Annotated in this window: 19 protein-coding genes; 12 read left to right on the top strand and 7 right to left on the bottom strand. The window is 71.7% G+C overall.

All coding sequences use genetic code 11. The annotated features are described in order from the left end of the window. Nucleotides 1-391 precede the first annotated feature (391 nt). Together ACIQ6Y_RS26510 and ACIQ6Y_RS26515 are read left to right on the top strand one after the other, a co-directional pair. The gene (locus ACIQ6Y_RS26510) at nucleotides 392-748 is read left to right on the top strand and encodes a hypothetical protein (RefSeq protein ID WP_404042475.1); all 357 of its coding nucleotides are present in this window, start codon (nucleotides 392-394) and stop codon (nucleotides 746-748) included. Next, on the top strand, nucleotides 745-1215 hold the full coding sequence (locus ACIQ6Y_RS26515) for a DUF6542 domain-containing protein (protein WP_404042476.1): 471 nt from the start codon (nucleotides 745-747) through the stop codon (nucleotides 1213-1215). Before ACIQ6Y_RS26510 ends, ACIQ6Y_RS26515 begins: the two co-directional genes overlap by 4 nt. A gap of 52 nt (nucleotides 1216-1267) precedes the next feature. On the opposite strand, the gene ppgK is transcribed toward ACIQ6Y_RS26515, so the two are convergent. Together ppgK and ACIQ6Y_RS26525 are read right to left on the bottom strand one after the other, a co-directional pair. Further along, nucleotides 1268-2035 carry a polyphosphate--glucose phosphotransferase gene (ppgK, locus tag ACIQ6Y_RS26520; RefSeq protein ID WP_404042477.1) on the bottom strand — a complete coding sequence of 256 codons (768 nt, stop codon included), beginning with the start codon at nucleotides 2033-2035 and terminating at the stop codon, nucleotides 1268-1270. Nucleotides 2036-2064: 29 nt separating this feature from the next. After that, on the bottom strand, nucleotides 2065-3090 hold the full coding sequence (locus ACIQ6Y_RS26525) for a 4-hydroxy-3-methylbut-2-enyl diphosphate reductase (protein WP_404042478.1): 1026 nt from the start codon (nucleotides 3088-3090) through the stop codon (nucleotides 2065-2067). A gap of 97 nt (nucleotides 3091-3187) precedes the next feature. Here ACIQ6Y_RS26525 and ACIQ6Y_RS26530 point away from each other — a divergent pair, with 97 nt between their 5' ends. The 3 genes from ACIQ6Y_RS26530 to ACIQ6Y_RS26540 are packed head-to-tail and all read left to right on the top strand — an operon-like array spanning nucleotide 3188 to nucleotide 6069. After that, the gene (locus tag ACIQ6Y_RS26530; protein ID WP_404042479.1) at nucleotides 3188-4555 is read left to right on the top strand and encodes an APC family permease; all 1368 of its coding nucleotides are present in this window, start codon (nucleotides 3188-3190) and stop codon (nucleotides 4553-4555) included. A gap of 56 nt (nucleotides 4556-4611) precedes the next feature. Then, on the top strand, nucleotides 4612-5820 hold the full coding sequence (gene xseA / locus ACIQ6Y_RS26535; RefSeq protein WP_404042480.1) for an exodeoxyribonuclease VII large subunit: 1209 nt from the start codon (nucleotides 4612-4614) through the stop codon (nucleotides 5818-5820). A gap of 9 nt (nucleotides 5821-5829) precedes the next feature. After that, nucleotides 5830-6069: an exodeoxyribonuclease VII small subunit gene (locus ACIQ6Y_RS26540; protein ID WP_404042481.1), complete on the top strand. Its 240-nt coding sequence runs from the start codon at nucleotides 5830-5832 to the stop codon at nucleotides 6067-6069. A 205-nt stretch (nucleotides 6070-6274) separates the two neighbouring features. Here the strand turns inward: ACIQ6Y_RS26540 and ACIQ6Y_RS26545 are convergent, their stop codons facing one another. Continuing rightward, a complete protein-coding gene (locus tag ACIQ6Y_RS26545) occupies nucleotides 6275-6799 on the bottom strand; it encodes a DUF4245 domain-containing protein (RefSeq protein WP_404042482.1) in 525 nt (174 codons plus the stop codon). Between the two features lie 129 nt (nucleotides 6800-6928). Here ACIQ6Y_RS26545 and glpX point away from each other — a divergent pair, with 129 nt between their 5' ends. Further along, nucleotides 6929-7963 carry a class II fructose-bisphosphatase gene (glpX, locus tag ACIQ6Y_RS26550; protein ID WP_404042483.1) on the top strand — a complete coding sequence of 345 codons (1035 nt, stop codon included), beginning with the start codon at nucleotides 6929-6931 and terminating at the stop codon, nucleotides 7961-7963. A 145-nt stretch (nucleotides 7964-8108) separates the two neighbouring features. Here glpX and ACIQ6Y_RS26555 read toward each other — a convergent pair whose 3' ends face one another. Continuing rightward, nucleotides 8109-8483, bottom strand: coding sequence for a WhiB family transcriptional regulator (locus tag ACIQ6Y_RS26555; RefSeq protein WP_404042484.1), 375 nt, complete (start codon nucleotides 8481-8483; stop codon nucleotides 8109-8111). Nucleotides 8484-8597: 114 nt separating this feature from the next. Next, nucleotides 8598-9320 (bottom strand): DUF1707 domain-containing protein, encoded by a 723-nt coding sequence (locus ACIQ6Y_RS26560; protein WP_404042485.1) that lies wholly within the window; start codon nucleotides 9318-9320, stop codon nucleotides 8598-8600. 178 nt (nucleotides 9321-9498) lie between these two features. On the opposite strand from ACIQ6Y_RS26560, the gene ACIQ6Y_RS26565 reads away from it, so the two are divergent. Beyond that, nucleotides 9499-11166 (top strand): fumarate hydratase, encoded by a 1668-nt coding sequence (locus ACIQ6Y_RS26565; RefSeq protein WP_404042486.1) that lies wholly within the window; start codon nucleotides 9499-9501, stop codon nucleotides 11164-11166. A 121-nt stretch (nucleotides 11167-11287) separates the two neighbouring features. On the opposite strand, the gene ACIQ6Y_RS26570 is transcribed toward ACIQ6Y_RS26565, so the two are convergent. Beyond that, nucleotides 11288-11770: a hypothetical protein gene (locus ACIQ6Y_RS26570; RefSeq protein WP_404042487.1), complete on the bottom strand. Its 483-nt coding sequence runs from the start codon at nucleotides 11768-11770 to the stop codon at nucleotides 11288-11290. 148 nt (nucleotides 11771-11918) lie between these two features. Here ACIQ6Y_RS26570 and ACIQ6Y_RS26575 point away from each other — a divergent pair, with 148 nt between their 5' ends. The 3 genes from ACIQ6Y_RS26575 (at nucleotide 11919) to ACIQ6Y_RS26585 (ending at nucleotide 16453) form a co-directional block, all read left to right on the top strand. Further along, on the top strand, nucleotides 11919-13316 hold the full coding sequence (locus ACIQ6Y_RS26575; RefSeq protein ID WP_404042488.1) for a class II fumarate hydratase: 1398 nt from the start codon (nucleotides 11919-11921) through the stop codon (nucleotides 13314-13316). 73 nt (nucleotides 13317-13389) lie between these two features. Then, nucleotides 13390-14094: a DUF402 domain-containing protein gene (locus ACIQ6Y_RS26580; RefSeq protein WP_404042489.1), complete on the top strand. Its 705-nt coding sequence runs from the start codon at nucleotides 13390-13392 to the stop codon at nucleotides 14092-14094. Between the two features lie 295 nt (nucleotides 14095-14389). Then, a complete protein-coding gene (locus tag ACIQ6Y_RS26585; protein ID WP_404042490.1) occupies nucleotides 14390-16453 on the top strand; it encodes a SpoIIE family protein phosphatase in 2064 nt (687 codons plus the stop codon). 129 nt (nucleotides 16454-16582) lie between these two features. Here the strand turns inward: ACIQ6Y_RS26585 and ACIQ6Y_RS26590 are convergent, their stop codons facing one another. Continuing rightward, entirely contained in the window at nucleotides 16583-18889 is a 2307-nt protein-coding gene (locus ACIQ6Y_RS26590) for a transglycosylase domain-containing protein (RefSeq protein WP_404042491.1), read from the bottom strand. Nucleotides 18890-19140: 251 nt separating this feature from the next. Here ACIQ6Y_RS26590 and ACIQ6Y_RS26595 point away from each other — a divergent pair, with 251 nt between their 5' ends. Both ACIQ6Y_RS26595 and ACIQ6Y_RS26600 read left to right on the top strand, forming a co-directional pair. Continuing rightward, on the top strand, nucleotides 19141-20076 hold the full coding sequence (locus ACIQ6Y_RS26595) for an SPFH domain-containing protein (RefSeq protein ID WP_404042492.1): 936 nt from the start codon (nucleotides 19141-19143) through the stop codon (nucleotides 20074-20076). Continuing rightward, nucleotides 20022-20309 (top strand): hypothetical protein, encoded by a 288-nt coding sequence (locus ACIQ6Y_RS26600; RefSeq protein ID WP_404042493.1) that lies wholly within the window; start codon nucleotides 20022-20024, stop codon nucleotides 20307-20309. The genes ACIQ6Y_RS26595 and ACIQ6Y_RS26600 overlap by 55 nt, the downstream gene beginning before the upstream one ends. The last annotated feature ends 57 nt before the right edge of the window (nucleotides 20310-20366 follow it).

The following is a 20366-nucleotide window of genomic DNA, read 5'->3' on the forward strand; positions in this document are numbered from 1 at the left end:
GGCCTGGGGGCCTTCGGGCCAGGGCCAGAGGACAGGGCTGGCCGATCCACCAGTTTACGGGGTGCCCGGCGCGGGCCCGGGCGATCTGTCGAACGCTTGGCCAAGCTCGGTCCCCCGGCGTGTCTGGAGGGCCATTCAGCACATAAACCGACCTAAGTTGGTCCAGTGGAGCAACACAGGACTCGCCCCGACCGGCCCGGACCGCGCCCCGGCACGCCCCCGCTGCCGCCGCAGGCCGGCTCCGCCGACCCTGGGGCCCGCCCGCCCCGGCCCACCCGTCCGGCCCCCAGCCAGCCACGGACGCCGGCCGTCGGGCCCCGGGAGCAGAGGGCCCCAGCGGCCCGTGAGCACGGGGTCCCAGAGTTCCGGGAGCAGGAGGGCGCAGGGCCCCGTGGCCGAGCGGACGCCCGTCCGGACCTGCCCTTCGGCCGCCCCGAGCCGGGCACGGGCGGTCCGCAGCCGCGCACCGACGGTCCCCGGCCGGGCGGCCCTCGACCTCAGCCGGGCGGCCCTCGACCTCAGCCGGGCGGCCCTCGTCCTCAGCCGGGCGGTCCACGCCCCCAAGCGGGCGGCCCACGTCCCCAGCCGGCCGACCCCCGTCCCCAACCGGGCGGTCCGCGTCCCCAACCGGGCGGTCCACGCCCCCAAGCGGGCAGCCCACGTCCCCAGCCGGATGGCGGCCGTCCCGATCAGGATGGCCGCCGCCGCCCCCGCCTGCCGGTCGGCCGCCCCCGTCCCCCCGGTATGACCCGGCCCCGCCCCGCCGGAGCACGGCGGCCCGCTCCCCCGCGCCCGCCTGCGCTGCGGCGGCTGCCCGATCCGCGACTGACCGGGCTCGGTGGCGGTCTGTTCTGCTCGGCGGTGATGCTTGCGCTGGGCTCGCTGGACCGGCTGCTGTTCGGGGCGTCCCTGACGGTGTACGGCGTGCTGTTCCTGCCGGTGAGCGTGTTGACCGCGCTGTGGGTGCGGCGGGGGGACCTGATGACCGGGCCGGTCGTCGTGCCGATCGCCTTCGCTGCGGGGCTGCTGACGGTCACGGGCGGGGAGGGGGTGGGCGGGCGGCTGATGGGCCTCTTCACCGCGCTGGCCACGCAGGCCGCCTGGCTGTACGGAGGGACGCTGGCGGCCGGTGTCATCGTGACCGTGCGCAGGTTCCAGCCGACCGGCCGACGCCCGGGACCCCAGGCGAGAACCCGGCCACCGGCAGGTTCCTAGGCACCGGCCACCGGCAGGTTCCTCGGCCGGCCGCCTCAGCACGCCGAAAGGTCTAGCGCCCCGCGCCCCCGGCCGTCCCCTCCTCCGCCGCCCGCATGGCCGCCCCCACGATGCCCGCGTTGTTCTGCAGCTGCGCCGGCACGATCTCCGCTCTGATGCCGTCGATGAAGGGGAGGAACTTGGCGGACTTGCGGCTGACGCCGCCGCCGATGATGAAGAGCTCCGGGGAGAACAGCATCTCGACGTGGGCCAGGTACTTCTGGACGCGGTGGGCCCAGTGTTCCCAGGTCAGGTCGGCGTCCTCCTTGGCCTTGCTGGAGGCGCGCTTCTCCGCGTCATGGCCGCCCAGTTCGAGATGGCCGAGTTCGGAGTTGGGGACGAGGACGCCGTCGACGAAGAGGGCGCTGCCGATGCCGGTGCCGAAGGTGAGGAGGATGACCGTGCCGCTGCGGTCGCGCCCGGCGCCGAAGCGCATCTCGGCGACGCCCGCCGCGTCCGCGTCGTTGACGACCGTCACCGGGAGGCCGCCGAGGCGCTCGCTCAGCAGGGCGCGCGCGTCGGTGTCGACCCAGCCCTTGTCGACGTTGGCCGCGGTGCGGATCGTGGAGCCGCCCGTCACGACCCCCGGGAAGGTGATGCCCACCGGGCCCGCCCACTCGTACTGCTCGACGACCTCGCGCACGCCGTCGGCCACCGCGTCCGGGGTCGCCGGATGAGGTGTGAGCACCTTGTGGCGCTCCTGGGCCAGGTCGCCCTTCTCCAGGTCCACAGGGGCGCCCTTGATCCCGGACCCGCCGATGTCCACGCCGAAGATCTGCATGGCCCTACGTTACGACGGACCACTGACAGTCAGGCCCCTGCGGAGCCCTCCGGCCCCTTGCCGCCCCGCTCCGCCACCAGAGCCGCGGCCTCGGTGCGCAGGTCGCGGCGCAGCTCCTTGGGCAGGGAGAAGGTGATGGACTCCTCGGCGGCCTTGACCAGCTCCACGTCCTCGTAGCCGCGCTCGGCGAGCCAGGCCAGCACCTCCTCGACCAGCACCTCCGGCACGGAGGCGCCCGAGGTGACGCCGACGGTCGAGACGCCCTCCAGCCAGGCCTCGTCGATCTCGCTCGCGAAGTCGACCAGGTAGGCGTCGCGGGCGCCGGCCAGCTTGGCGACCTCCACCAGCCGCTTGGAGTTCGAGGAGTTGCGCGAGCCGACGACGATGACGAGGTCGGCCTCTGCGCCCATCTGCTTCACCGCGAGCTGGCGGTTCTGCGTGGCGTAGCAGATGTCGTCGCTCGGCGGGGAGATCAGCTGCGGGAACTTCTCCTTGAGCGCGTCCACGGTCTCCATGGTCTCGTCGACCGAGAGAGTCGTCTGGGACAGCCAGACGACCTTCGACTCGTCGCGGACCTCGACCTTCGCCACGTCCTCGGGGCCGTCGACGAGCTGGATGTGCTCGGGGGCCTCGCCGGAGGTGCCGATGACCTCCTCGTGGCCCTCGTGGCCGATGAGGAGGATGTCGTAGTCCTCGTTCGCGAAGCGGACGGCTTCCTTGTGGACCTTGGTGACCAGCGGGCAGGTGGCGTCGATGGTGGCCAGCTTGCCGCGCGCGGCCTCGTCGTGGACGACCGGGGCGACACCGTGCGCGGAGAACATCACGATGTTGCCCGGCGGCACCTCCTCCGTCTGCTCGACGAAGATCGCGCCCTTCTTCTCCAGGGTCTGCACGACGTACTTGTTGTGCACGATCTCGTGCCGCACGTAGACCGGAGCGCCGTACTGCTCGAGGGCTTTCTCGACGGCGATCACGGCGCGGTCCACACCCGCGCAGTAGCCGCGGGGGGCGGCGAGCAGGACACGACGGCCAGGCGAAGAAGTCATGCGTCCCATCGTAAGGCCGCGTTCGGGCGCCCAAAGATCGCGTGCCCGGCGGGGCGCCGGGGAAACTGGCCAGAAGGCGGCCGACCAGCGACGGGCGGAGGAACCGATGTCCGAGACCGGCACACAGGTTCCGGCGACGGACGAGCATCATCGGCTGCGGCGCTCCCTGGGCTTCCGGGACCTGGTGGTCTACGGGCTGCTGTTCATCGCGCCCATGGCACCGGTCGGTGTGTTCGGCACCCTGGACGCCCGCTCGCACGGCGCGGTCGCGCTCGTGTATCTCGTCGCCACCGTCGCGATGGCCTTCACCGCGTTCTCGTACGCGCAGATGGTGCGGGTGGTGCCGCAGGCCGGCTCCGTCTTCGCGTACGCGCGCGTGGCGCTCGGGAAGGAGGCGGGGTTCGTCGCCGGGTGGATGGCGATGCTCGACTACCTGCTGATCCCCGCGGTCGCCTATCTGTTCTCCGGCATCGCCATGGAGGCGCTGGTCCCGGAGGTCTCGCGCTGGGTGTGGACGGCGCTCGCGGTCGTGGTGACGACGCTGCTCAACCTGTGGGGCGTACGGGTCGCCGCGCGCGTGGGCTTCCTGGTGCTGGCACTGGAGATCGTGGTCCTGCTGGTGTTCGTCGTCTCGGCGGTCGTGGTGCTCGCGCGCGACGGAGCCGAGCGCGGCTGGCTGTCGCCGCTGTCCGGGGACGGCACCCAGGGCGGCTTCGCGCTGGGGGCCGTCCTCGGGGCGGTGTCCATCGCGGTGCTGTCGTATCTGGGCTTCGACGCGATCGCCTCCTTCGCGGAAGAGGTCACCGGCGGTGCGGAGAAGGTCGCCCGCGCGGTGCTGTTCTGCCTCGCCCTTGCGGGTGTGCTGTTCGTGACGCAGGCCTATCTGGTCGCCCTGCTGGAGCCGGTGTCCTCGGCCGAGCTGGCCGCCGATCCCGCGCGGCAGGGTGCCGCCTTCTACGACGCCGTGGACGTCTCCGTCGGCAGCTGGCTGCACGACCTGGTGGCGGTCAGCAAGGCCGTCGGTGCCGCGTTCGCCGCGCTGGCCGGGCAGGCCGCGGCGGGGCGGCTGCTGTTCGCGATGGGCCGCGACGGACGGCTCCCGCGTGCGCTCGCCCGTACCGACGGCGGCGTGCCGCGCGTCGCGCTGTCCTGCGCGGCGGTGGTCACCCTGGTCGCCGCGGTGTGGGCGGCCCGCCGCGACGACGGCATGGACCACCTGGTCTCGGTCGTCGACATCGGCGCCCTGACCGCCTTCACGCTCCTGCACGCGAGCGTGGTGAGCTGGTTCGCCGTACGCCGCCGGGGAGGGCCGGTCAGCTGGTGGCGGCATGTGCTCGTGCCGGTGGCCGGAGCGGCGATCACCGTCGCGGTGATCGTGGAGGCCTCCGGCACGGCCCAGGTGGTGGGCGCGATCTGGTGCGTGGCCGGGCTCGGGGTGCTGCTCGCCCAGCGGGCACGCCCGGCAGCGGCGTAGCGGCGCCCCGCCCGCGCCGGGCCGGATTGTCGGTGGTGGCCGTTACGCTCGGCGGCATGGCTGTGAACACGACTCCCGAGTCCCCGTTGCCCGTCGGCGAGGTGTCGCGGCTCATCGGTGGGTGGATCGACCGGCTCGGGGCGGTGTGGGTCGAGGGGCAGATCACGCAGTTGTCGCGGCGGCCCGGCGCCGGGGTCGTGTTCCTGACGCTGCGCGATCCGTCGTACGACATCTCGGTGAGCGTGACCTGCTACCGGCAGGTGTTCGACGCGGTGGCCGACGTGGTCAGCGAGGGCGCGCGGGTCGTGGTGCTCGCCAAGCCCGAGTGGTACGCGCCCCGGGGCCAGCTGTCGCTGCGGGCCGCCGAGATACGGCCCGTGGGCGTGGGCGAGCTGCTGGCGCGGCTCGAGCAGCTGAAGAAGGCGCTCGCGGGCGAGGGGCTGTTCGCGCCGGAGCGCAAGAAGCCGCTGCCCTTTCTGCCGCAGCTCATCGGGCTGGTCTGCGGGCGCGCCTCGGCCGCCGAGCGGGACGTGCTGGAGAACGCCCGGCACCGCTGGCCGGCCGTCCGCTTCGAGGTGCGCAACGTCCCCGTGCAGGGCGTGCACGCGGTGCCGCAGGTGGTGCAGGCGGTCAAGGAGCTGGACGCGCTCGACGAGGTCGACGTGATCATCGTGGCGCGCGGCGGCGGCAGCGTGGAGGACCTGCTGCCGTTCTCCGACGAGCAGCTGGTGCGGGCCGTCGCCGCCTGCCGTACGCCGGTGGTGTCGGCGATCGGCCACGAGCCGGACACCCCGCTGCTCGACTACGTCGCCGACCTGCGCGCCTCCACGCCCACCGACGCGGCCAAGAAGGTCGTGCCGGACGTCGGCGAGGAACTGGAGCGGGTGCGGCAGCTGCGCGACCGGGCGCGGCGCTGCGTCGAGGGCTACCTCGCGCGCGAGGAGCGCGGGCTCGCCCATGCGCTGGCCCGTCCGTCGATAGAGGACCCGCACCGGATGGTCGAGGAGCGCGCCGACCAGGTCGACGCGCTGATGGAGCGGTCCCGGCGCTGCCTCGGCCACCTCCTGGACCGCGCCGACTCCGAGCTGACGCACACGCACGCGCGCGTGGTGGCCCTGTCCCCCGCGGCGACGCTCCAGCGCGGGTATGCGGTGCTCCAGCGGGCCGACGGGCATGTGGTGCGCGACCCGGGCGAGGTGTCGGCCGACGAGACGCTGCGGGCGCGGGTCGCCGAGGGCGAGTTCTCCGTACGAGTGGATGCATAGGGTGGGCGGATGACCAGCAAGGTGGATGAGGCGCTCGGCTACGAGCAGGCGCGTGACGAGCTGATCGAGGTCGTACGGCGGCTGGAGGCCGGCGGTACGACGCTCGAGGAGTCCCTCGCGCTGTGGGAGCGCGGCGAGGAGCTGGCCAAGGTGTGCCGGCGCTGGCTGGAGGGCGCCCGGGCGCGGCTGGACGCGGCGCTGGCGGCGGAGGACGAGTCCGCGGAGGGCCCCGCCGAGGGCGAGGAGTAGGCCGTAGGCCGTACGCAGGCGAAGAGGCCCCCGGCGCTGATGCCAGGGGCCTCTTTTGCCTCTTTGCCCTCTTCTGACCTCTTTGTCCTCTTCGGCGCCTCTTCGTCTTATCCTCTTCGGCGCCTCTTCGTACGACTGCCCCGAAGGCGACCTCCGGAAGTCCCGCGGCCCACCTGACGGAGCCCGCGGAGCGGAAAAGTGCCGCTCAGCCCTGCTTCAGCGCCCGCGCCATCTCCGTCAGGCGGGCGAAGGAGGCCGTGCCGGTCACCATCGTGGTCGCGCCGTCCTCACCCTTGAGGACCAGCGCGTCGTAGCGGCCTCCGGTGTAGCGGACCCAGGTGCGGCCGCCGATCTGCTCGGTGGTCTTCGTCTCCTCGGCGCCCTGGCTGGCCCGGTCGACGAACGCGGCCTGCCGCTCGGTGGACTGCTCGACCGCCACGTACTCGCCGTCGGGGTCGTGGAAGCCCAGGTGCCAGGCGTCGAACTTGTCGCCGCGGAAGCGCACGGACGTGGCCTTCCAGGTGTTCGGCAGACCCTCGGGCGCCGCCACCGGGTACGCGGCGGCGCGGCGCGCGGTCAGCAGCTCCACGCGGTAGTCGACGCGCTGGAGGTCGGGTTCCCTGTCCTCGTGCGGGATGAAGACGTAGACCACCAACGCCGCGAGGACGATGAGGCCCAGGGAAAGGATCATGTCCCGGGCCGACTTCTGCTTGCCGTACGTACCTGCCACGCCCCCTATGGTCGCAGGTGACCCCCTCTGCTCATCCGTGGGGCCCCCTGCTCAGTTTGTCGGCCTGACGATAGAGTCGTCAGGCACAACCCTCATCCGGCCGTCGTCGTATCAGAAAGGTGCGCTCCGATGACCGAGCATCATCACTTGCCGTCCGAGCTGGACGTCCCCTCCGAGGCCCCCGACCGCAACCTCGCCCTGGAACTCGTCCGGGTGACCGAAGCCGCCGCGATGGCCGCGGGCCGCTGGGTGGGGCGCGGTGACAAGAACGGCGCCGACGGTGCCGCGGTGCGTGCCATGCGGACCCTCGTGTCGACCGTGTCGATGAACGGCGTGGTCGTCATCGGCGAGGGCGAGAAGGACGAGGCCCCGATGCTCTTCAACGGGGAGCGCGTCGGCGACGGCACCGGGCCGGAGGTGGACATCGCCGTCGACCCGATCGACGGCACCACGCTGACCGCCAAGGGCATGCCGAACGCGATCGCCGTCCTCGCGGCCACCGAGCGCGGGGCGATGTTCGACCCGTCCGCCGTGTTCTACATGGACAAGCTGGTCACCGGCCCCGAGGCCGCGGACTTCGTGGACATCGACGCTCCGGTGTCGGTGAACATCCGCCGGGTCGCCAAGGCCAAGCGGGCCACGCCGGAGGACGTGACCGTGGTCATCCTGGACCGGCCGCGGCACGAGGGCATCATCAACGAGATCCGGGAGACCGGCGCGCGCATCAAGCTGATCTCCGACGGTGACGTCGCCGGCTCGATCCTGGCGCTGCGCGAGGGCACGGGCGTGGACCTGCTGCTCGGCATCGGCGGTACGCCGGAGGGCATCATCTCGGCCTGCGCGGTGAAGTGCCTCGGCGGAACGATCCAGGGCAAGCTGTGGCCGAAGGACGACGAGGAGCGGCAGCGGGCGATCGACGCCGGGCACGACCTGGACCGCGTCCTGACCACCGAGGACCTCGTCACCGGGGAGAACGTGTTCTTCGTGGCGACCGGCATCACCGACGGTGAGCTGCTGCGGGGCGTGCGCTACCGGTCGGAGACGGCCACGACCGACTCGATCGTGATGCGGTCGAAGTCGGGGACGGTGCGCAGGATCGACTCCGAGCACCGGCTGAGCAAGCTGCGGGCGTACAGCGCGATCGACTTCGACCGGGCGAAGTAGCGCCGTGGGGGTTTGACGCCGCCTTCGGGTGCGGGTCGTGGGTGGTTGCTCGCGCAGTTCCCCGCGCCCCTTGGGTACATGACCCCCAGCAGCATCACAAAGGGGCGCCCTCCTGTGCGGAGGAGGGCGCCCCTTCTCGTATGTGTCAGCCCGCCTGCGGTATGCGGGTCGCCGCTCGCGCCTTCTGGAGTTCCAGTTCGCGGCGGCGGCGCCGCGCCAGGACCACGCGGCGTTCGGCGGCGGTGAGGCCGCCCCAGACGCCGTAGGGCTCGGGCTGGAGGAGGGCGTGCTCGCGGCACTCGACCATGACGGGACAGCGGGCGCAGACGCGCTTGGCCGCCTCTTCGCGGGAGAGCCGGGCGGCGGTGGGTTCCTTGGAGGGAGCGAAGAACAGGCCGGCCTCGTCGCGCCGGCACACCGCCTCGGTGTGCCAGGGTGCGTCTTGGTCCCTGTCCCGCACCGGCACCCGCTGGGCCGGAACGGCAGCTACCTGCAGGGACGAATGCGGCGGTTGCAGCACGGTCTACTCCTGACGACGGCTTCGCGAGCGAGCGACGATGCAGCAAGGTCTACCCGCTGTGCGCGCGCCTATGCAGGGAGTTCACAACCGCCGGAAAGGACCGGTTCGCACCCGTCAATGACCGAGATGCCTGCGCAAACTCCGGTCGACCTTGCGCTGGACGCGATCGAGGATGTCCGCGACGACCTTGCCGCGCCTGGGCCGCGCCTCCACATTGCCGAGCACGGCCCAGCCGTCGACGAAGACCACCGGCGCCTGCGGGTCGGTCGCGTCCAGCGGGGCCACCTCGAAGTTGCCGAGGACTCCGCCGCCGGTGCCGCGCAGCGACACGTTCTCCGGGACGCGGATCTCGACGCTGCCGAACACCGAGAACGCCTTGATGACGACCTGCTGGTACTCGAACAGCGCCTCGCTGAGGTCGATCTCGACGCTGCCGAAGATCGCGTAGGCGTGGATACGGCGGCCCGCGCGCCAGCGGCCCTTGCGGACAGCGCTCGCGAACACAGCGACCACGTTGTCGTCCGGGTCGACCGGGATGGCGCCGGTCGTCGGGCGGTTCGGGGCGGTGTAGGCGGCGGTGTACGCGGAGGCGGTGCGGGGTGCGTGCGCCGCGGGCAGGTCCCGTATGAAGACCTCCAGGTCACCGGCCGTGCGGGCGGCCAGGACGCCCTCGACGCGCTCGGCGTGCTCCTCGGCGGTCAGCCGGCCCTCGGCCAGGGCCTCGCGCAGGATGTCGGCGACGCGGTCGCGGTCGGCGTCGGAGGCGCGCAGCTCGGCTGCGGGCGCGGGGGCGGCGGTCCCGCCGGGAGGGTCCTCGGTCTGCTTCTGAAGGTCCACGACAGCAGCGTACCGAAACACGATAGATCGCGACACCCCCCGCGCGAGTGACCCCACGCCGATGGGCGGCCGTCGACTGAGCCCTACCTCACAAGCTCGCTGTCGGTGGCAGGTTCTACGCTGGTGAGGCTCGCCAGCGTCGGCGGGCGCCGTCCGTCACAGTGAGGAATGGGCTGAGATGCCTGAGTTCGCGTACACCGATCTGCTCCCCATGGGAGAGGACACCACCCCCTACCGGCTGGTGACCTCCGAGGGTGTCTCCACCTTCGAGGCCGACGGGCGGACGTTCCTCAAGGTCGAGCCGGAGGCGCTGCGCAAGCTGGCCGAGGAGGCCATCCACGACATCCAGCACTACCTGCGCCCGGCCCACCTGGCGCAGCTGCGGCGGATCATCGACGACCCCGAGGCGTCGAGCAACGACAAGTTCGTCGCACTGGACCTGCTGAAGAACGCGAACATCGCTGCCGCAGGCGTGCTGCCGATGTGCCAGGACACCGGCACGGCGATCGTGATGGGCAAGCGCGGGCAGAACGTCCTCACCGAAGGTGAGGACGAGAAGGCGCTCAGCAAGGGCATCTACGACGCCTACACCAAGCTGAACCTGCGGTACTCGCAGATGGCTCCGCTCACCATGTGGGAGGAGAAGAACACCGGCTCGAACCTGCCGGCGCAGATCGAGCTGTACGCCACCGACGGCGGCGCCTACAAGTTCCTGTTCATGGCCAAGGGCGGCGGCTCGGCCAACAAGTCGTTCCTCTACCAGGAGACGAAGGCCGTCCTGAACGAGGCCTCCATGATGAAGTTCCTGGAGGAGAAGATCCGTTCGCTGGGCACGGCCGCCTGCCCGCCGTACCACCTGGCGATCGTGGTCGGCGGTACGTCCGCCGAGTACGCCCTGAAGACCGCCAAGTACGCCTCCGCGCACTACCTGGACGAGATCCCCGCCGAGGGCTCGCCCCTCGGGCACGGCTTCCGGGACAAGGAGCTGGAGGAGAAGGTCTTCGAGCTCACGCAGAAGATCGGCATCGGCGCGCAGTTCGGCGGCAAGTACTTCTGCCACGACGTCCGTGTGGTCCGGCTGCCCCGCCACGGCGCGTCCTGCCCGGTCGCCATCGCCGTGTCCTGCTCGGCCGACCGGCAGGCCGTCGCGAAGATCACCGCCGAGGGCGTGTTCCTGGAGCAGCTGGAGACGGACCCGGCGCGGTTCCTGCCGGACACGACCGAGGAGCACCTGGACGAGTCCTCCGACGTCGTGAAGATCGACCTCAACCAGCCGATGGACGACATCCTCGCCGAGCTGACCAAGTACCCGGTCAAGACGCGGCTGTCGCTGACCGGTCCGCTGGTCGTGGCCCGTGACATCGCGCACGCGAAGATCAAGGAGCGGCTGGACGCGGGCGAGGAGATGCCGCAGTACCTCAAGGACCACCCGGTGTACTACGCCGGTCCGGCGAAGACGCCCGAGGGGTACGCGTCGGGGTCGTTCGGGCCTACGACGGCCGGGCGCATGGACTCCTACGTGGAGCAGTTCCAGGCCGCCGGGGGGTCCAAGGTGATGCTCGCCAAGGGCAACCGCAGCAAGCAGGTCACCGACGCGTGTGGCTCGCACGGCGGCTTCTACCTCGGGTCCATCGGTGGGCCCGCGGCGCGGCTCGCGCAGGACTGCATCAAGAAGGTCGAGGTCGTCGAGTACGAGGAGCTCGGCATGGAGGCCGTCTGGAAGATCGAGGTCGAGGACTTCCCGGCGTTCATCGTCGTGGACGACAAGGGCAACGACTTCTTCCAGGACCCGGCGCCCGCGCCGACGTTCACCTCGATTCCGGTTCGGGGGCCTGGGCTGGCGTAACGCCTTCGGGTGCGGCGGGGGTTTTCTCGCCCCCGCCGCCCCATCCCCAGGGGGCTCCGCCCCCTGGACCCCCGTCGGCCCTGAACGGGCCTCGTCCTCAAACGCCGGACGGGCTTGAAGGTCAGCTGCCCAGCTGGAAGTCCAGCCGCTGATAGTCCCCGTCGTCGCTGAAGTGGATCTGGCCGCTCGCCCCGGAATAGTCGTCCGTGCCGCCGGTGACGGCCGCGTCGAACTCGGCGAGTGCGGCGGACTCGTCCAGCGGGACCGTCTGCAGGACCTGGGCGGTGAGCTGGCCGCCGGCCAGGTCGAAGGTGCCGACGCACAGGATGTCCATCGGGTTGCCGGCGCGGACGACCGTGCAGACCACGCCGTCGCGGCCGACCTGCTTGCCGCCCTTCTCGCGGAAGAGGTCGTCGGCGAAGGAGAAGCTGTCGCCGACCTCGGGGGCCTGCTGCTCGCCCTGGTCGTCCTGTTCGCCGGGGACCTCCTTGGCGTAGAGGGTGAAGTCCTCGTCCTGGGCCGAGGCGGGCGCGGCGACGACGAGGGTGCCTGCCGTGGCTAGCCCGGCCCCGAGCGCGAGAAGCGTCCTGATGCTGCGGAGCATGATCTGCCTCCTGTGCCTGCTGTGGAGTGCCGCCCAACCGGAACCCGGTTGCACACCTCCCCCTCCCGATTCTCCGACGGTGAAGATCGCGCCGCGAGGGGAACAGCTGTCACGTCCCGGATGCTGTGACAGGTGGAGGTGATCGGCAGTGGCCGACGAAGAGCAGGACTACCGGATCGAGCACGACTCGATGGGCGAGGTACGGGTCCCCGCCCACGCCAAGTGGCGGGCGCAGACCCAGCGCGCGATCGAGAACTTCCCCGTGTCCGGGCAGCGCATCGAGCGCGCGCACATCGAGGCGCTGGCCCGGATCAAGGGCGCCGCGGCAAAGGTCAACGCCGAGCTGGGGGTGCTGGACAAGGAGATCGCCGGGGCGATCCAGGACGCGGCCGCCGAGGTCGCCGGGGGACGCTGGGACGAGCACTTCCCGGTGGACGTGTTCCAGACCGGGTCCGGAACGTCGTCCAACATGAACACCAACGAGGTGATCGCGACCCTGGCGAGCGAGCGGCTCGGCCGGCCCGTGCACCCGAACGACCACGTCAACGCCTCCCAGTCGTCCAACGACGTCTTCCCCTCCTCGATCCACATCGCCGCCACGGCCGCCGTCACCCGCGATCTGATCCCGGCCCTGGAGCACCTCGCCGCCGCGCTCTCCCGCAAGTCCGAGGAGTTCGCCGATGTCGTGAAGTCGGGCCGTACGCATCTGATGGACGCCACGCCCGTCACGCTGGGCCAGGAGTTCGGCGGGTACGCCGCCCAGGTGCGCTACGGGGTCGAGCGGCTGACCGCGTCCCTGCCCCGGCTCGCCGAACTGCCGCTCGGCGGGACCGCCGTCGGCACCGGCATCAACACCCCGCCCGGCTTCTCCGCGGCCGTCATCGAGGAGGTCGCCCGGGTCACGGGGCTGCCGCTGACCGAGGCGCGCGACCACTTCGAGGCGCAGGGCGCGCGCGACGGGATCGTGGAGACCAGCGGGCAGCTGCGGACGATCGCGGTGGGCCTGACGAAGATCGCCAACGACCTGCGGTGGATGGCGTCCGGGCCGCGCACCGGCCTCGCCGAGATCACCCTGCCCGATCTCCAGCCCGGCTCCTCGATCATGCCGGGCAAGGTCAACCCGGTGATCCCGGAGGCGGTGCTGATGGTCGCCGCGCAGGTCACCGGCAACGACGCCGCCGTCGCCGCGGCCGGCGCCGCGGGCAACTTCGAGCTGAACGTGATGCTGCCGGTGATCGCCCGCAACGTCCTGGAGTCCGTACGGCTTCTGGCCAACGTCTCCCGGCTGCTGGCCGACCGCACCGTGGACGGCATCACCGCGAACCGTGAACGGGCCCGCGAGTACGCCGAGTCGTCGCCGTCGGTGGTGACGCCGCTGAACAAGTACATCGGCTACGAGGAGGCCGCGAAGGTCGCCAAGAAGTCGCTCGCCGAGCGGAGGACGATCCGTCAAGTGGTCCTGGAGGGCGGCTACATCGAGCGCGGCGACCTCACCCTGGAGCAGCTCGACGCGGCGCTGGACGTGCTGCGCATGACCCGCCCGTGACCGCGTGGGTCCGACCGTACGAACCGTGACGCGCACCGCAGCGTCGTACCTCCGTGACACCTAATATCTGTGCATGGCAGACGGTGGAGCGGTGAGACGCGGGACGGCGGGCGGTACGGCGGACGGCGCGGCGGCCTTCTGGGCGCCCGGGAGCCGGATCCTGTGGCGGTACCGGGAGAACGCCGGGGACGGGTTCCACATCGCGCGCCCCGTCACCGTCGTACGGGACGACGCCGACCTGCTCGCCGTGTGGCTGGCGCCCGGCACCGAGTGCGTGAAGCCGGTGCTGGCGGACGGCACGCCCGTGCACGTGGAACCTCTGGAGTCGCGCTACACCAAGCCGCGCACGGTGCAGCGCGACCGCTGGTTCGGCACGGGCGTGCTGAAGCTGGCCCAGCCGGGCCGGCCCTGGTCGGTGTGGCTGTTCTGGGAGCCGGGCTGGCAGTTCAAGAACTGGTACGTCAACCTCGAGGAGCCGCTGACCCGTTGGCAGGGCGGCGTGGACTCCGAGGACCACTTCCTGGACATCTCCGTGCACCCGGACCGCAGTTGGCACTGGCGGGACGAGGACGAGTTCGCGCAGGCCCAGCGCGACGGGCTGGTCGGCGCCGAGCTGGCCGGGCGGGTCCGCGCGGCGGGCCGCGACGCGCTGGAGGCGATCCGCTCGTGGGGCTCTCCGTTCAAGGACGGCTGGCAGCACTGGCGCCCGGATCCGTCCTGGGCGGTACCGTCTCTGCCGGACGACTGGGACCGTACGCCCGCGTACATGTCCTCATGAGACCCTTGATGCGCCCCCGGGCATGAAACGTAGGATCGTCCTCCGCAAGGGCGCGCGGGGGCAACCACCGGCGCGCACAGCGAGTCTGACCGGATGTCACCGAGGGGCGGCAGGGCGTGAGCGAGGGGTACGACGGCAACACCCGTGCGGGCCGCGGCAGGCCCGCCGGTGACACAGGAACAGTCTCTGACCACGCGGGAACTCCGTTCCTGGGGCACGTATTCCGGGTATCGGAATTTCTGCGGGAAGAACTGCACGCGCGGCGCGCAGCCCCGGACGGACGGATTTCATACGCGTGACGGAGAACCCGACCTCCTATGAACGCCCCCAGGCGGGCGTCGACCCCGCGGACCCCCGCGGGGCGCTCCTGCATACCCCGGCCACGGGCCGCACCCCGAGTTCCGGGTTACCGGCGCAGGCCCGGTCCGGTTCCGGTGAGAGCCCGCCGGCGGGTACGTCCGTGACGCCCGAGGGCGACAGCGGCCCGGAGCACTCCCAGCCGGCCTCGGCGGAGACGGGCACCCACCGCCCCCGCCCGGTGCCCGAGGCGATCCCCGCCCAGCCCGGCACCGACCCGGACGGCGCGGGGCGCGGTCCGGGCGGCAAGGAGCGGCGCAGCGGCGCGGGTGTGCCCGGCGGCCGGCCCACGCCGATGCGGCGCGACGGCGACCGGCTGCGGTTCGTGGGCGCGGCGACCCGGCGGATCGCCCGCGGCATCGACCTCGACGAGATCGTGATGGGGCTGTGCCGGGCGACCGTGCCGACCTTCGCCGACGCGATCCTGGTGTATCTGCGCGATCCGCTGCCGGTCGGCGACGAGCGGCCCACCGGCCCGGTGGTGCTGCGGCTGCGCCGCACCGACCGGATACCCGAGGAGCGGGACACCGACGGCGGCCTCCTGCCCGCCCAGGCCCCGGAGCCGACCGAACTGTCCTCGGTGACCTCGGAGTTGTGCGAGGTGCGGCCCGGCGGGGCGCTCGCCGAGGTGCTGCGCGGGGTGCGGCCGGTGTTCGCGGACGCGCCCGCGGCCCGTGCCGCGCTGCCCGAACTCCTCGGCGACGACGGCGAGGCGATCGTGCCGGGCGGCCGCCGTGCGATCCTCGCGCCGCTGCGCGGCCGGCGCCGGGTGATCGGCGCGGCCGTCTTCCTGCGCCGCCCCGAGCGCATCCCGTTCGAGACCGACGACCTGCTGGTCGCGGCCCAGCTCGCCACGCACAGCGCGCTCGGCATCGACAAGGCGGTGCTGTACGGCCGTGAGGCGTACATCGCCGACGAGTTGCAGCGCACCATGCTCCCGGAGACCCTGCCGCGCCCCACGGGCGTCCGGCTGGCGTCCCGCTACCTCCCGGCGGCGGAGACCGCGCGGGTGGGCGGCGACTGGTACGACGCGATCCCGCTGCCGGGTTCGCGGGTGGCGCTGGTGGTCGGTGACGTCATGGGGCACTCCATGACGTCCGCGGCGATCATGGGCCAGCTGCGCACGACCGCGCAGACCCTCGCGGGGCTGGACCTGCCGCCGCAGGAGGTGCTGCACCACCTCGACGAGCAGGCGCAGCGCCTGGGCACGGACCGCATGGCGACCTGTCTGTACGCCGTCTACGACCCGGTCACCCATCGGATCACCATCGCCAACGCCGGGCATCCGCCGCCAGTCCTGCTGCATCTGGGCGGCCGGGCGGAGGTGCTGCGGGTGCCGCCGGGCGCGCCCATCGGCGTGGGCGGCGTCGACTTCGAGGCGGTCGAGCTGGACGCGCCCGCCGGGGCGACGCTGCTGCTGTACACCGACGGGCTGGTGGAGTCGCGGCTGCGGGACGTGTGGACCGGCATAGAGCAACTGCGCGAGCGCCTCGCCGCGACCGCGCAGCTGACCGGTCCGGATCATCCGCCTCCGCTGGAGGCGCTGTGCGACGAGGTGCTCGACATGCTCGGTCCCGGTGACCGGGACGACGACATCGCGCTGCTCGCCGCGCGGTTCGACGGGATCGCGCCGAGCGATGTGGCGTACTGGTCGCTGGAGCCGGAGGACTCCGCGCCGAGCCGTGCGCGCCGACTGGCCCGGGGCGCGCTGGCCCGGTGGGAGCTGGAGGAGCTCACCGATTCGGTGGAGCTGCTGGTGAGCGAGGTCGTGACCAACGCCGTGCGGTACGCCTCGCGGCCGGTCACCCTGCGGCTGCTGCGCACGGACGTCCTGCGCTGCGAGGTGGGCGACGACGTACCGCAGCTGCCCCGGCTGCGGCAGGCCCGGGCCACGGACGAGGGCGGGCGCGGGCTCTACCTCGTCAACAGGCTGGCCCGGCGGTGGGGTGCGACCCGGCTGAGCACCGGCAAGGTGGTGTGGTTCGAGCTGAACCGGAGTTGATCCCGCCTGCCCGCCGGGTGGTTGCGGCCGTCTGGCGGGTGCGGGTCCTTCTCGGTTTCTCGCGCAGTTCCCCGCGCCCCTGGGGACATGGAGGGGGCCCGGCATCCGAGATGCCGGGCCCCCTCGTGTCTATTCGTCCAGGTTCCCCGGATCGGCCGGGTCCGGTGGGATCTCCGTCGTCGGAGGTGCCGTCGTCGGGGGTGCCGTCGTGGGCGGGGCCGTCGTCGTGGGCGGCTGCGTCGTCGGCTCCTCGGTCGTCGGCGCGGTCGTCGGCGGCCGGGTCGTGGGGGCCTTCGTCGTCGGGGCCTGGGTGGTCGGCTCCTCGGACGGCGTCTCGCTGGGCTTCTGCGACGGAGTGACCGTCGGCGTCCAGGTGGGCTCGACCGCGGCGCCCTGGTCGGTCTCCAGGTCGAACTCGGTGACCTTGTCCATGACGCCGAAGGTGTACGCCGCCCAGATCTGCGCCGGGAAGCCACCGCCGTTGACCCGGTCCTCGCCACCGGCCTCGTACATCGGGACCTGCCGGTGCGGGGGCTTGTCGTCCTCGCCGAACAGGCCGACTGAGGTGACGAGTCTCGGGGTGTAGCCGGTGAACCAGGCCGACTTGTTGTTGTCGGAGGTGCCGGTCTTGCCCGCGACCTGCTGGCCGTCGCGCATGGGGTTGTCGCGCACGGACCGCTGGGCCGTACCGTCGTCGACCACGCCGGTGAGGACGGAGGTGACGGCGTCGGCGGTGTTGCGGCTGATGACCTGCTCGCCGATGGGGTCGGGGATCTGGACCGTGCGGCCCTTCTTCGACGCCGACTTGATGATGGTCGGGGTGACCTTCTCGCCGTGGTTGGCAAAGGTGGCGTAGATGCCGGCCATCTCCAGGGGGCTCGCGCCCATGGAGCCCAGGGTCTGGGCGGGCACGGCCTGCATGCCCTCGGTGTCCATGCCGAGCCGCTGGGCGGTGTCCATGACGGTGTCCATGCCGACGTCGACGCCCATCTGGGCGAAAACCGAGTTGACGGACTTGTTCATCGCGGTCTGGACCGTGATGTCGCCGTAGTCCTCCTCGTCCTCGTTCGGCGGCGCGAAGCCGACCTTGCGGCCGTCGTCCACGACCGGGCGGCGGCTGTCGCCGTCGTAGACCGTGCTCGCGGTGATCGGCTCGCCGTCCTGGGTCTCGGAGCCCTCCTCCAGGGCGGCGGCCAGGATGACCGGCTTGAAGGTGGAGGCGGGCTGGTACTCGCGGCGCGTGGCGTTGCTGAAGTAGTGCTTGAAGTAGTCGCGGCCGCCGTAGAGGGCGACGATCTTGCCCGTCCTGGGGTCGACGGAGACCGCGCCCGGCTGGACGTCGGCGTCGACCTCGCGCTCCTTCGGGTCGAGCTTGCCGAGCAGCTCCGTCTTGACGGCCTTCTCCAGCGCGGCCTGCTTCTTGGGGTCGATGTTCAGGGTGATGGTCCAGCCCTGCTGGTCGACCTGCGCCGCGGCCTCGGAGCGGGAGATGCCCTCCTCGGCCATCAGCCGGTCCTGGAGCTGGCGGTCGGCGAGGTCGATCAGGTAGCCCTTCTGGCCCTCCCGGCCGGGCGCGCCCTTGGGCTCCTTCGGCACCGGGAACTCCATGGACGCGCGCTCGGAGGCGTCCAGCCAGTGCTCCTCGACCATGTTGTCCAGGACGTAGTTCCAGCGGTTGGTCACCAGCTTCTTGCTGGTGTCGGAGGCGGCCGCCCAGTCGTACTGGCTCGGTGCCTGGAGCAGTGCCGCGAGATAGGCGCCCTGCTCGACGTCGAGCTCCTCGGCGTCGACGCGGTAGTAGGCCTGGGCAGCGGCCTGGATGCCGTAGGCGCCGCGGCCGTAGTAGCTGGTGTTGATGTAGCCCGCGAGGATGTCGTCCTTGGACATCTTGCGGTCCACCTTGAGCGAGATCACCAGCTCCTTGAGCTTGCGGCTGACCGTCTGCTCCTGGCTGAGGTAGTAGTTCTTGACGTACTGCTGGGTGATCGTCGAGCCGCCCTGCTTGCCCTTGCCGGTGACGGTGTTGAGCAGGCCGCGGGCGGTGCCCTTCAGGTCGATGCCGGAGTCCTGGTAGAAGGACTTGTTCTCGGCGGCGACGAAGGTCTTCTGCACCGGCTCGGGGATCTTGGCGAGGTCGACGATCTCGCGGTTGACCTTGCCGTCGCGGGCCAGCATGGTGCCGTCGCTGAACTGGTAGATGTTGCTCTGGCGCTGGGCGGCCGGGTTGCCCTGGGGCACGTCCACGACCATGTAGAGCACGATGAACGCGCCGATGCCGAGCAGGCACAGGCCCAGGAACGTGCCGAGGATCTTCTTCCAGGTGAAGAACCGGCGTATGCCGCTCGGGCGGCCGGCCGCCCGCGACGAACGGCGGCGCCCCGGCGCCGCGCGGCGGCCACCGCGCTGTCGCGCTCGTCTGTCTTCCGCTCGTCCCATCAGTCCGTCTGCTCCGCTTCGGTCTCGGGTGTCACACACGTGCGCTCGCTCAGGTCAGCTCAGAAAGCTAACACCGGTTTATGTGACGAAGTCCGTCCGATCCGGTCCTTTCCGGACGTGACAATGAGCACCCACCTCATGGGAACCGACGTCCGAGAGGCGCTCAGGGTTGCCGTCTCGGCGAAAAGTGATATCACTTAGATAGACCGAAGCTAAGCATCACAGCAAGAGCAGAGATACGGGGGACCACCATGTCCGCACACACTTCGCCCGCCGCCGACGTGCCCGAGATGCCCGAGCCGCGGGTGAGAGAGTTCGCCGCGCACAGCATCGGCGGCGGACTCGCGCTGCTGCTCGGCCTGTTCGGGCTGCTGGCGGGAGTCGCCATGGTGGTCGTCGCCTCCAGCGCCGTCTCCTCCGGCGGCGCCCAGGCCGCGCTGATCGTCCCCGGCGTCCTGATCGGCATCGCCGCCTTCGTCGCCATGTGCGGGCTGAACATGGTCGCGCCCGGCGAGGCCCGGGTCGTCCAGCTCTTCGGCCGCTACCGGGGCACGATCCGCCAGGACGGCCTGCGCTGGGTGAACCCGCTCACCTCGCGCACCAAGATCTCCACGCGGGTGCGCAACCACGAGACCGCCGTCCTGAAGGTCAACGACGCCTACGGCAACCCGATCGAGCTCGCCGCGGTCGTCGTGTGGCGGGTCGAGGACACCGCGCAGGCCACCTTCGAGGTCGACGACTACATCGAGTTCGTCTCCACCCAGACCGAGGCGGCCGTCCGGCACATCGCGATCGAGTACCCCTACGACGCCCACGACGAGGACGGCCTGTCGCTGCGCGGCAACGCCGAGGAGATCACCGAGAAGCTCGCCGTCGAACTGCACGCGCGCGTGGAGGCGGCCGGCGTGCAGATCATCGAGTCACGGTTCACGCATCTCGCGTACGCTCCCGAGATCGCCTCCGCGATGCTCCAGCGGCAGCAGGCCGGGGCGGTCGTCGCGGCGCGGCGGCAGATCGTGGACGGCGCGGTCGGCATGGTCGAGGCGGCGATCGCGCGGATCGAGGAGCAGGACATCGTGGAGCTCGACCCGGAACGGAAGGCGGCGATGGTGTCGAACCTGATGGTGGTGCTGTGCGGGGACCGCGCGGCCCAGCCGGTCCTCAACACCGGGACCCTCTACCAGTGAGCACCCCCTCCGAGGGGCCGGCCCCTCAGCGACGGCCGCAGCAGCGCAAGCAGGTGCTGCTGCGGCTGGACCCGGCAGTGTACGAGGCGCTCGCCCGCTGGGCCTCGGACGAACTGCGGTCGGCCAACGCGCAGATCGAGTTCCTGCTGCGGCGCGCCCTCGCGGAGGCGGGGCGTCTGCCGGGCGAGGCCGGGCCGATCGCCCGCCGGGGCCGGCCGCCGCGCAGCGAGTAGCGCAACTGTGACAATCGGCCCTGACCTGGGCCGCAGCACTCGCCGCAGGACAGTGCA

The sequence above is a fragment of the Streptomyces sp. NPDC096205 genome, assembly GCF_044763135.1.
GTDB lineage: Bacteria > Actinomycetota > Actinomycetes > Streptomycetales > Streptomycetaceae > Streptomyces.

Excerpts from the sequence above, each read along its gene's own strand:
- xseA (WP_404042480.1), top strand. The coding sequence starts at position 4,612 with ATGGCTGTGAACACGACTCCCGAGTCCCCGTTGCCCGTCGGCGAGGTG.
- ACIQ6Y_RS26590 (WP_404042491.1), bottom strand. The coding sequence starts at position 18,889 with ATGGGACGAGCGGAAGACAGACGAGCGCGACAGCGCGGTGGCCGCCGC.
- ppgK (WP_404042477.1), bottom strand. The coding sequence starts at position 2,035 with ATGCAGATCTTCGGCGTGGACATCGGCGGGTCCGGGATCAAGGGCGCC.
- ACIQ6Y_RS26565 (WP_404042486.1), top strand. The coding sequence starts at position 9,499 with ATGCCTGAGTTCGCGTACACCGATCTGCTCCCCATGGGAGAGGACACC.
- ACIQ6Y_RS26525 (WP_404042478.1), bottom strand. The coding sequence starts at position 3,090 with ATGGGACGCATGACTTCTTCGCCTGGCCGTCGTGTCCTGCTCGCCGCC.
- ACIQ6Y_RS26570 (WP_404042487.1), bottom strand. The coding sequence starts at position 11,770 with ATGCTCCGCAGCATCAGGACGCTTCTCGCGCTCGGGGCCGGGCTAGCC.
- glpX (WP_404042483.1), top strand. The coding sequence starts at position 6,929 with ATGACCGAGCATCATCACTTGCCGTCCGAGCTGGACGTCCCCTCCGAG.
- ACIQ6Y_RS26530 (WP_404042479.1), top strand. The coding sequence starts at position 3,188 with ATGTCCGAGACCGGCACACAGGTTCCGGCGACGGACGAGCATCATCGG.
- ACIQ6Y_RS26540 (WP_404042481.1), top strand. The coding sequence starts at position 5,830 with ATGACCAGCAAGGTGGATGAGGCGCTCGGCTACGAGCAGGCGCGTGAC.
- ACIQ6Y_RS26580 (WP_404042489.1), top strand. The coding sequence starts at position 13,390 with ATGGCAGACGGTGGAGCGGTGAGACGCGGGACGGCGGGCGGTACGGCG.
- ACIQ6Y_RS26515 (WP_404042476.1), top strand. The coding sequence starts at position 745 with ATGACCCGGCCCCGCCCCGCCGGAGCACGGCGGCCCGCTCCCCCGCGC.
- ACIQ6Y_RS26595 (WP_404042492.1), top strand. The coding sequence starts at position 19,141 with ATGTCCGCACACACTTCGCCCGCCGCCGACGTGCCCGAGATGCCCGAG.